This is a genomic window from Nocardiopsis sp. TNDT3, from assembly GCF_003427465.1.
In the GTDB taxonomy this organism is placed as follows: Bacteria; Actinomycetota; Actinomycetes; order Streptosporangiales; family Streptosporangiaceae; genus Nocardiopsis; species Nocardiopsis dassonvillei.
Genome location: NZ_QPFC01001178.1, coordinates 1 through 10,150, shown reverse-complemented (window position 1 = coordinate 10,150; position 10,150 = coordinate 1). Strand labels below are relative to the sequence as shown.

Annotated in this window: 11 protein-coding genes and 1 pseudogene; all 12 read left to right on the top strand. The window is 68.5% G+C overall.

From position 1 onward, the window contains the following. Positions 1-297 (top strand): annotated as a pseudogene (locus DQW06_RS25465) (peptide chain release factor N(5)-glutamine methyltransferase); the annotation flags it as partial. Between the two features lie 76 nt (positions 298-373). Next, positions 374-1,159, top strand: coding sequence for an L-threonylcarbamoyladenylate synthase (locus DQW06_RS25460; protein ID WP_013151381.1), 786 nt, complete (start codon positions 374-376; stop codon positions 1,157-1,159). A gap of 12 nt (positions 1,160-1,171) precedes the next feature. Beyond that, positions 1,172-2,335: an MraY family glycosyltransferase gene (locus DQW06_RS25455; RefSeq protein ID WP_013151382.1), complete on the top strand. Its 1,164-nt coding sequence runs from the start codon at positions 1,172-1,174 to the stop codon at positions 2,333-2,335. 224 nt (positions 2,336-2,559) lie between these two features. Then, on the top strand, positions 2,560-2,985 hold the full coding sequence (locus DQW06_RS25450) for a hypothetical protein (protein ID WP_013151383.1): 426 nt from the start codon (positions 2,560-2,562) through the stop codon (positions 2,983-2,985). Positions 2,986-3,090: 105 nt separating this feature from the next. Continuing rightward, a complete protein-coding gene (locus tag DQW06_RS25445) occupies positions 3,091-3,321 on the top strand; it encodes a hypothetical protein (protein ID WP_013151384.1) in 231 nt (76 codons plus the stop codon). Positions 3,322-3,426: 105 nt separating this feature from the next. Beyond that, positions 3,427-4,257 carry a F0F1 ATP synthase subunit A gene (gene atpB, locus DQW06_RS25440; RefSeq protein ID WP_026338246.1) on the top strand — a complete coding sequence of 277 codons (831 nt, stop codon included), beginning with the start codon at positions 3,427-3,429 and terminating at the stop codon, positions 4,255-4,257. Between the two features lie 124 nt (positions 4,258-4,381). After that, positions 4,382-4,612: an ATP synthase F0 subunit C gene (gene atpE / locus DQW06_RS25435; protein ID WP_013151386.1), complete on the top strand. Its 231-nt coding sequence runs from the start codon at positions 4,382-4,384 to the stop codon at positions 4,610-4,612. 55 nt (positions 4,613-4,667) lie between these two features. Then, positions 4,668-5,210: a F0F1 ATP synthase subunit B gene (gene atpF, locus DQW06_RS25430; RefSeq protein WP_197724865.1), complete on the top strand. Its 543-nt coding sequence runs from the start codon at positions 4,668-4,670 to the stop codon at positions 5,208-5,210. Then, positions 5,210-6,034, top strand: a complete 825-nt coding sequence (locus tag DQW06_RS25425) for a F0F1 ATP synthase subunit delta (protein WP_013151388.1) — start codon at positions 5,210-5,212, stop codon at positions 6,032-6,034. The genes atpF and DQW06_RS25425 overlap by 1 nt, the downstream gene beginning before the upstream one ends. A 65-nt stretch (positions 6,035-6,099) precedes the next feature. Continuing rightward, complete coding sequence (gene atpA / locus DQW06_RS25420) at positions 6,100-7,740, top strand: F0F1 ATP synthase subunit alpha (protein ID WP_013151389.1); 1,641 nt, start codon at positions 6,100-6,102, stop codon at positions 7,738-7,740. A gap of 3 nt (positions 7,741-7,743) precedes the next feature. After that, positions 7,744-8,664, top strand: a complete 921-nt coding sequence (locus DQW06_RS25415) for a F0F1 ATP synthase subunit gamma (RefSeq protein WP_013151390.1) — start codon at positions 7,744-7,746, stop codon at positions 8,662-8,664. A 5-nt stretch (positions 8,665-8,669) separates the two neighbouring features. Beyond that, positions 8,670-10,112 (top strand): F0F1 ATP synthase subunit beta, encoded by a 1,443-nt coding sequence (atpD, locus tag DQW06_RS25410; protein WP_013151391.1) that lies wholly within the window; start codon positions 8,670-8,672, stop codon positions 10,110-10,112. The last annotated feature ends 38 nt before the right edge of the window (positions 10,113-10,150 follow it).

Below are 10,150 nucleotides of genomic sequence, written 5' to 3'. Positions count from 1 at the left end.
CCCTACGTCCCCACCCGCGAGGCCGGAGCCATCCCGCCCGAGGTGCGCGACTACGACCCCGCCCCCGCGCTGTGGTCGGGCGAGGACGGCCTGGACATGATCCGCGCGCTGGAGGCGGTCGGCCGCAGGCTGCTGCGTCCCGGCGGCGCGATGGCCGTGGAGCACCACGACGGCCAGGGCATCGACATCCCCTGGCTCTTCCCCGAGGACAGGGGCTGGCGCGACGTCCTCAACCGCAAGGACCTGGCCCGGCGCGACCGCTTCGTGGTCATGCGCCGCGCCGACGAGGACGGCTGACGTGCTTTCCCCGCCCCCCGTATCCCGGTCCGACCGTGAACCCGGTGGACTCCGTTCAAGAGTGAGGTGAACGCAGGTGAGCCGCATCTACGACTGCGCGGACGAGACCGCCCGCAAGGACGGCATCGCCGACGCCGCGTCCGCGGTACGCCGAGGCGACCTTGTGGTGCTGCCCACGGACACCGTGTACGGCATCGGTACCGACGCCTTCAGCCCGACCGCCGTGGCCAGGCTGCTCGCCACCAAGGGCCGGGGCCGCGAGATGCCCCCGCCGGTGCTGGTCGGCTCGATGCGCGCCGCCAACGCCCTCGTCGACGACCTGGGCAACCACGGCCGCGACCTCATGGAGGAGTTCTGGCCCGGTCCACTCACCCTGGTCTGCACCGCCACCCCCAGCCTGTCCTGGGACCTGGGCGACACCAAGGGCACCGTGGGCGTGCGCATGCCGATGGACCCGGTCGCCCTGGACCTGCTCAAGGAGGTCGGGCCCATGGCGGTCAGCAGCGCCAACAAGTCCGGCCAGCCCTCCGCGACCCGTGTGGAGGAGGCCATCGAGCAGCTCGGTGACGAGGACGTCGCCGTCTACCTGGACGGCGGCGAGACCGAGTCCCGCGTCTCCTCCACCATCGTCGACCTGACCTACGCGGTCCCGCGCGTGCTGCGCGCGGGCGCCATCTCCATCGAACAGCTGCGCGCGGTGTGCGGCACCGTGATCGGCGAGCTGCGCAAGGGTCCCCGCAAGCCCGTGCGGCCGGAGGGCGGCGAGGCCGGGGACGCGCAGGCCCCGGCACCGGAGCCGCAGACCCCGCGGGACGAGGACGAGAGCGCTCCCGGGACCGCCCCCGACGGCGACAAGAACTAGAGGGGCCAGGACGTGCGTGAGTACGCGCTCACCTTCGTCATCGCCGCCGCGGTGACCTACCTGCTCGTTCCGCTGGTGCGCCGGTTCGCCATCGCCTTCGGCGCCACGCCGCCGGTGCGCGACCGCGACGTGCACACCGAGCCCATCCCGCGACTGGGCGGGCTGGCCATCTACGGAGGGTTCGCCGCCGCCCTGCTGATCTCGGCCCAGCTGCCCCACCTCCAGGACGTCTTCCTCGCCGACACCTGGATGGGCCTGCTGCTCGCGGGCGGGCTCATCACCATCGTCGGCGTCATCGACGACCGCTGGGGCATGGACGCGCTGAGCAAGCTCGCCGGGCAGACCGCCGCCGCGGGCATCCTGGTCTGGCAGGGCGTGCAGCTGCTGTGGCTGCCGCTGCCCGGCACCCAGCTCTCCCTGGGCCCGTGGCTGGGCGCGATGGTCTCGATCCTGCTGATCGTGGTGACCATCAACGCGGTCAACTTCGCCGACGGCCTCGACGGCCTGGCGGCGGGCATCGTCGCCATCTCCTCCCTGGCCTTCTTCGCCTACTACTACGTCGTCGCGGTGGAGCAGGGCTTCGTGCGCCAGTCCTATCCGGCGATGATCGCGATCATCCTCGCGGGCACGTGCGCCGGGTTCCTCTGCCACAACTTCCACCCGGCCAAGGTGTTCATGGGCGACACCGGGGCCATGCTGCTGGGCCTGCTGCTGACCTCGATCACCATCACGGTGACCGGACAGTTCGACGCCAACACCGCGCGCGAGGGGTTCAACTCCGGCCTGGTGGTGTTCCTGCCGATCGCGCTGCCGCTGCTGGTGATCGCCCTTCCGCTGGCCGACCTGGTGCTGGCCGTCGTGCGCAGGACCCTGGCGGGCAAGTCCCCGTTCGCGCCGGACCGGGGCCACCTGCACCACCGCCTGCTGGACATGGGCCACAGCCACGTGCGCGCGGTGCTGCTGATGTACCTGTGGGCGGGGATCGTGGCCTTCGCCGCGGTCGCCCTGTCGGTGTTCGACTCCTGGGTCATCGTGTTGGCGGTGACCGCGCTGGTGGCCACGTGTGCGGTTGGCCTCATCGCGCTGCCCCGCCTGCGGCGACGCGGACTGCTGTTCCCGCGGCGCAAGGAAAGCGTCAAGACGGCCCCAGATCACGATTCGCCAACTGATGGCTGAGCGGGCCCTCGGGGGCCGTACCTTGGAGCCGAGGAAAGGCGCTTCTGACCTGCGGATACGGTGGCGGAACAGGTGTGGCGAAGGCGACATGAGCGTGGAAGACCGCCTGGATCGGGCACTTTGCGGGCCGTTAAGGTCGCGTTAAGGAACCCCCGGATTCAGCACCAAAAACCTTGTGATAGCTTTCACGAGCAGGCAACCACGACCCCAGACGGAGCTTCGCCATGCAGGAAAACGACGCCTGGAGGGCCTTCCGCGGTGCCGCGCTTCCCGGTGTGGCGTGCGCCCTTCTGGCCTTGGCGGTATCGGCGCTTCTCGCCGGTGCGCCGGGCCTGGCCGGCTCCGCGCTGGCCTCGGTGGTCGTTCTCGGCTGCTTCGGTCTGGGACAGGCGGGCGTCATCCTCGTCACCCGCCGGAACAAGGACCTCTTCCTCGCGGCGAACCTCGTGGGCTTCGTCATCAAGATGGCGGTGCTCGGCGTTGTCCTGGTCACCCTGGGCAACAGCTCCTTCGTGGCCAGCCTGAACAGCCCGGCCTTCGTGTACAGCGCGTTGGCCGTCGTCCTGGCCTGGCTGGGCGGCCAGACCTGGACGATCTCCAGGACGAAGACGCTCCACGTCGACCCGGTCGAGAGCGCGGAGAACGGGTGATGGAGTGCCCCGGCCGTGCCCCTCGAAACGGGCGTAATACGATGCTTCCCGACGGCTGGGACTCCGAGTCCCCGTCCGAGCTCACATGCTATATTCCGGAGCGAGATGAGCAGCGAACCGACCAGGAGGACAGACGCGCACGAGGATTCGGTGCCGCGTCAGTCCGACGGGTGGGCCCTCTTCTCCACTCTGCTCTCGGGCGTGCTCGTCTGGAGCGCGATCGGCTGGGCCGCGGACGAGCTGTTGGGTTTCCAGGCACTGTTCCTGCCCATCGGGGCGGTTCTGGGAATGGCGGGCGCGATCTACCTGATCGTCGCCAAGTCCCGTCGCTCCTGAGTCCCCCCACCAGTCCGGCGTCGCGGTTCGCGCGACAACGCTCCGCAACAACCATCAACGAGGCTTTCTTGCGTCACGACGAAAGGATTCGCCGTGAGTGCTGACGTGCGCATTCTCGCGGCCGAACCGAATTGCCACTTGTTCGGTGACAACGGGTGCGGTTTCACGCCGCCCACGATCGGGATGTTCTTCCCCGAACCGTGGTATACCAACATCCCCGGCAGCGCGGGTATCGACCTCTACCTGGTCCTGCTGCTCGTCGCGGTCGGTGCCGTCCTGCTTCTGTGGTCGTGGTTCAGCCGCAAGCTGAGCCTCGTCCCCGGGCGCAGGCAGAGCGTCGGAGAGATGCTGGTCCTCTTCGTGCGCGACCAGATCACCCGTCCCACGATGGGTGCCAAGGGCGACCGGTTCCTGCCGTTCATGACAGCGGTGTTCACGCTGATCCTGGCCATGAACTTCACCGGCCTGATCCCCGGTATGTTGCCGGTCAACAGCAACCTGGCCTTCACGGCCATGCTGGCGGCGGTCATCTACGTCATGACCATCGTGATCGGAATCCGCAACCAGGGCGGCTGGGGCTATTTCCGGAACCAGATCTTCCCCCCGGGAATGCCCAAGGTGATCTACATCCTGGTCACCCCCATCGAAATCCTCTCGGTGTTCCTCATCCGGCCGGTGACGCACGCCCTCCGTCTCTTCGCGACCATGTTCGCGGGCAGCCTGCTGCTCGCCGTGTTCGCCTACGGCGGCTGGTACATGCTGAACCTGACGGCCGGACCGGTCCTGAGTACGGTTTCGGTGCTCTTCTCCGGTGCCGCTCTGCTCGGCTACCTGGCCTTCTTCCTCTTCGAGATCCTGATCATGGCCGTCCAGGCGTTCATCTTCACGCTGCTGGCCAGCCTGTACATCAACCAGTCCCTCGAAGCGGCCCACTGAACCCCGCACACCCCCAGGTCCCCCCGGGCCGGGCAGGGGTGTGGGAAGCCACAGATCCGTCCACACCGGCGAACTGACCCACTTGCGAAGCGCAACGCCGGACGTCGAGTAAAAGGAAACATCAATGGACATCGCTGCGATCACCGGCAACATCAACACCATCGGTTACGGCATCAGCGTCATCGGCGCCGGTATCGGTGTCGGTATCGTCTTCGGTCTCGGTATGCAGGCCATCGCCCGCCAGCCCGAGGCGCGCGGTCCGCTCCAGACCAACATCTACCTGGGCTTCGCCCTCATCGAGGCCCTGGCCATCCTGGGCTTCGTTCTCGCCTTCGCCGCCCCCACCGGTTCCTGACCAAGGTTTGCCGGCGGAATCTGATGGCAACTGACGCGAAGGAGGGCTGACCATGTTGGTGGAGTTGGCAGCCGATTACAACATTCTGCGGATCGACTGGGTGAAGTTCACCTTCGGTGCGATCGCGCTCGCCGTGGTCTACTTCTTTGTCGCCCGCAAGGCGGTGCCGAAGGTCATGGCGGTCCTCGACGAGCGTCACGACGCCATCGAGGGCGGCATCGAGCGCGCCAAGAAGGCCGAGGCCGAGGCCGAGGTGATCCGCCAGCAGTACCGCGAGAAGCTCGAGGAATCGCACCGCGAGTACGCCCAGGAGCTGGAGAAGGCCAAGGAGCAGCGGGCCGCGATCATCGCCGAGGCGCGCGAGGAGGCCCAGGCCGAGGCGCGACGCATCGTCGAGGCGGCCCACGCCCAGATCGAGGCCGACCGCCAGCAGGCCCTGGTGCAGCTGCGCAACGAGGTCGGTGCGCTCTCCACCGAGCTGGCGAGCCGCATCGTCGGTGAGACCCTCAGCGACAGCGCCGCCCAGAACCGCGTCATCGACCGGTTCCTGGACGAGCTGGAGCAGACCGACAGCACGCAGCAGGCAGAGGTGCGCTGATGCGTGGTATCAGCCGCACGTCGCTGGCCGAGGTGACCCGGCGCCTGGACGAGAACGTCCTGGCGTCGGCGGGCACCCCGCAGAGCGGCGTCTCCCTGGGCAGCGAGCTCTTCGAGGTCGTCGCCCTGCTGGGGAACGAGCACTCGCTGCGCCGCTGGCTCGCCGACCAGGCGAACCCGGCCGAGGCCAAGAGCGGCCTGATCGGGCAGCTCCTGGAGAGCAGGGTGTCGCCGTCCGCGGTCCTCGTGGCCGGTGACGTGGTCTCGGCCAGGTGGTCGGGTCCGCGCGACCTGGTGGACGCGATGGAGCGGATGGCGGTCTACGCGACCGTCGCCCAGCTCCAGACCGCCTCGGGGCTCGACGAGCTGGAGGACGAGCTGTTCCGCTTCCAGCGGATCGTCATCGCCCAGCCCGCGCTCCGCGACGCCCTCACCCGTGACGGGGCCGCCCCCGAGCTGCGCCTCTCCCTCGTGGAGAACCTGCTCTCGGGCAAGGTGCACCCCGCGACGCTGGTCCTGGTCGGTGAAGCGGTCGCCCGACCCAGGGGACGTACCCTGGAGCAGGCGCTGGACAACTTCGGACAACTCGTCGCCGAGCGCGCCAAGCGCTACGTCGCCGTCGTCCGCAGCGCCGTCGCCCTGAGCGAGCAACAGCAGTCCCGGCTCGGAGCCGCGCTCTCGCGCGCCTACGGCCGCGACATCCACCTCAACATCGAGGTCGCCCCCGAGATCGTGGGTGGCCTGTCCATCCAGGTGGGTGACGAGGTCATCGACGGGACCATCGCCGGGCGTATCGCCGAGGCCCAACGCCGCCTGGCCGGCTGACAGAACGCAAGGCAAGCACGCACGGCGCCAGCCCGGCGCCATTTGAGAGCAAGGACAACGTAGAGATGGCGGAGCTGACGATCCGGCCGGACGAGATCCGGGACGCGCTACAGCGCTTCGTCCAGTCGTACGAGCCTGAAGCCACCCGCGCGGAAGAGGTCGGTACCGTCACCTACTCCGGTGACGGCATCGCCCGCGTCGGTGGCCTTCCCTCGGCGATGGCGAACGAGCTGCTCCAGTTCGAGGACGGCACCCTGGGCCTGGCCCAGAACCTCGAGATCGGTGAGATCGGTGTCGTCGTGCTGGGTGACTTCACCAGCATCGAGGAGGGCCAGAAGGTGCGCCGCACCGGCCAGCTCCTCTCGGTGCCGGTGGGTGACAACTTCCTCGGCCGCGTGGTGGACCCCCTGGGCGCCCCCATCGACGGCAAGGGTGAGATCGAGTCCACCGAACGCCGTGAGCTGGAGCTCCAGGCGGCGACCGTGATGGAGCGCAAGCCCGTCCACGAGCCGCTCCAGACCGGTATCAAGGCGATCGACTCGATGACCCCGGTCGGCCGCGGCCAGCGCCAGCTGGTCATCGGCGACCGCCAGACCGGCAAGACCGCGGTCTGCATCGACGCGATCATCAACCAGAAGGCCAACTGGGAGTCGGGCGACCCCGACAAGCAGGTGCGCTGCATCTACGTCGCGATCGGCCAGAAGGGCTCGACCATCGCCGGTGTGCGTGGCGCCCTCGAAGAGGCCGGCGCGATGGAGTACACCACCATCGTCGCCGCCCCGGCGTCCGAGGCGGCCGGCTTCAAGTACCTGGCCCCCTACACCGGCTCGGCCCTGGGCCAGCACTGGATGTACGAGGGCAAGCACGTCCTCATCGTCTTCGACGACCTCACCAAGCAGGCCGAGGCCTACCGTGCGGTGTCGCTGCTGCTGCGCCGCCCGCCGGGCCGCGAGGCCTACCCCGGTGACGTCTTCTACCTGCACTCCCGGCTGCTGGAGCGCTGCGCCAAGCTCTCCGACGAGATGGGCAAGGGGTCGATGACCGCCCTGCCGATCATCGAGACCAAGGCGGGCGACGTCTCGGCGTACATCCCCACCAACGTCATCTCCATCACCGACGGCCAGGTCTTCCTGGAGTCGGACCTGTTCAACCAGGGCCAGCGCCCGGCGATCAACGTCGGTGTGTCGGTCTCCCGTGTCGGTGGCGCCGCGCAGACCAAGGCCATGAAGAAGGTCTCGGGCACCCTGCGGCTGGGCCTGGCCCAGTACCGCGAGCTGGAGGCGTTCTCCGCCTTCGGTTCGGACCTGGACGCCGTCTCCAAGCAGCAGCTGGAGCGCGGTGCCCGCCTGATGGAGCTCCTCAAGCAGGGCCAGTACTCGCCGTTCTCCATGGAGAAGCAGGTCGTCTCGATCTGGGCCGGCACCACCGGCCGCGTCGACGACGTCCCGGTCGAGGACGTGCGCCGCTTCGAGGAGGACTTCCTCGACCACCTGAGCCGCGAGCACCAGGGCATCCTCGACACCATCCGCGAGAGCGGCAAGTTCGAGGACGAGACCGAGAAGTCCCTCGACTCGGCGCTGGAGAAGTTCAAGCAGGGCTTCCAGACCTCCGCCGGGACCCTCCTGGGCACCGAGGCCGAGGCCGAGGCGCTGGACGAGGAGAAGGTCGGCCAGGAGACCATCAAGGTCGCCAAGGGCGGGAAGTAACCCATGGGTGCACAGCTTCGCGTCTATCGCCGGAGGATCCGCTCGACGAAGTCGATGGCGAAGATCACCCGCGCGATGGAGCTCATCGCCACGACGCGCATCACCAAGGCGCAGCGTGCGGCGGAGGCTGCTGGGCCCTACGCGCGGGAGATCACCCGGGCGGTCTCGGCCCTGGCCAGCCGGGTGACCGATCACCCTCTGCTGACCGAGGCCGAGAACCCCACCCGCGCCGCCGTCCTGGTCATCACCAGCGACAAGGGCCTGGCGGGCGCCTTCTCGACCAACGTGCTCAAGGAGGCGGACTCCCTCACCCAGCTCCTGCGCGAGCAGGGCAAGGAGGTCCTCACCTACATGGTGGGCCGCAAGGGCGTGGGCTTCTACAAGTTCCGCGACCGCCCCCTCGAGGCGCAGTGGGAGGGCTTCACCGAGCGCCCCACCTACGCGCACGCCCAGGAGATCGGCTCCGCCCTCATGGAGAAGTTCTCCGCCGACGCCGCCGACGGCGGGGTCGACGAGATCCACGTGGTCTCCACGGAGTTCGTCTCGATGCTGACCCAGCGCGCGGGGGCCGTCCGGGCCCTGCCGCTGGAGGTGGAGGAGGTCGACAGCTCCGAGCTGGAGGCCGTGCACGGGAGCGAGCCGCTTCCGCTGTACGAGTTCGAGCCCTCGGCGGAGGAGGTCCTGGACCAGCTGCTGCCGCAGTACGTCGTCAACAGGATCTACTTCTCGCTCCTGGAGTCGTCCGCCTCCCAGCAGGCCTCCCGCCGCGCCGCCATGAAGGCGGCCACGGACAACGCCGAGGAACTCGCCAAGAACCTGACCCGTCTGGCCAACCAGGCACGTCAGGCTGAGATCACCAATGAGCTCAGTGAGATTGTCGGCGGTGCCGACGCGCTCGCTGCTGCCAGCGCGGGAAGTGAGTAACAAAAGTGACTGCGACAGTTGAAGGGACGGCTGGGGCTGGCACCGCCACCGGCCGGATCTCCCGGGTCACCGGCCCGGTCGTCGACGTGGAGTTCCCCGTCGGCTCCCTGCCTGCCATCTACAACGCCCTGCACACCGACGTGACCATCGGCGGCAAGGCCAAGACCATCACGATGGAGGTCGCCCAGCACCTGGGTGACAACCTCGTGCGCACGGTCTCCCTGGCCCCCCAGGACGGCCTCGTCCGCGGCGCCGAGGTGCGCGACACCGGCGCGCCCATCAGCGTGCCCGTCGGCGACGTCGTCAAGGGCCACGTGTTCAACACCCTGGGCGAGTCCCTGGACGTGCCGACCGCGGAGCTGGGCGTCACCGAGCGCTGGCCGATCCACCGCAAGGCCCCGGCCTTCGACCAGCTCGAGTCCAAGACCGAGATGATGGTCACGGGCATCAAGGTCATCGACCTGCTCACCCCGTACGTGCGCGGTGGCAAGATCGGCCTGTTCGGCGGCGCCGGTGTGGGCAAGACCGTGCTCATCCAGGAGATGATCACGCGTATCGCCCGCAACTTCGGTGGTGTGTCCGTGTTCGCCGGTGTCGGCGAGCGCACCCGTGAGGGTACGGACCTCTTCCTGGAGATGGACGAGATGGAGGTCCTCCAGGACACCGCCCTCGTCTTCGGCCAGATGGACGAGCCCCCGGGCACCCGTCTGCGGGTGGCCCTGTCCGCTCTGACGATGGCGGAGTACTTCCGCGACGTCCAGAAGCAGGACGTGCTGCTGTTCATCGACAACATCTTCCGTTTCACCCAGGCGGGTTCGGAGGTCTCCACGCTGCTGGGCCGCATGCCCTCGGCCGTGGGCTACCAGCCCAACCTGGCGGACGAGATGGGCCAGCTCCAGGAGCGGATCACCTCGACCCGCGGCCACTCGATCACCTCGATGCAGGCGATCTACGTGCCCGCGGACGACTACACCGACCCGGCTCCGGCGACCACCTTCGCCCACCTGGACGCGACGACCGAGCTCTCCCGCCCGATCTCGCAGAAGGGCATCTACCCGGCGGTGGACCCGCTGACCTCCACCTCCCGCATCCTCGACCCGCAGTACGTGGGCGAGGAGCACTACCAGGTGGCCCAGCGCGTCAAGGAGATCCTCCAGCGCAACAACGACCTCCAGGACCAGATCGCCATCCTCGGTATGGACGAGCTGTCCGAGGAGGACAAGATCGTCGTCAACCGGGCGCGCCGGATCGAGCGCTTCCTGTCGCAGAACATGTTCGTGGCCGAGAAGTTCACCGGCACCCCGGGCGTGTTCGTCCCCCTGGAGGAGACCATCGCCTCCTTCAAGGGCCTGTGCGACGGTGAGTACGACCACCTGCCCGAGCAGGCGTTCCTCGACGTCGGCAACATCGACATGGCCGTCGAGAAGGCCAAGAAGCTGCAGGGTTAGTTCTCCGGCCGGGCCGGTCCCCGACCGCTGTCGGGGAC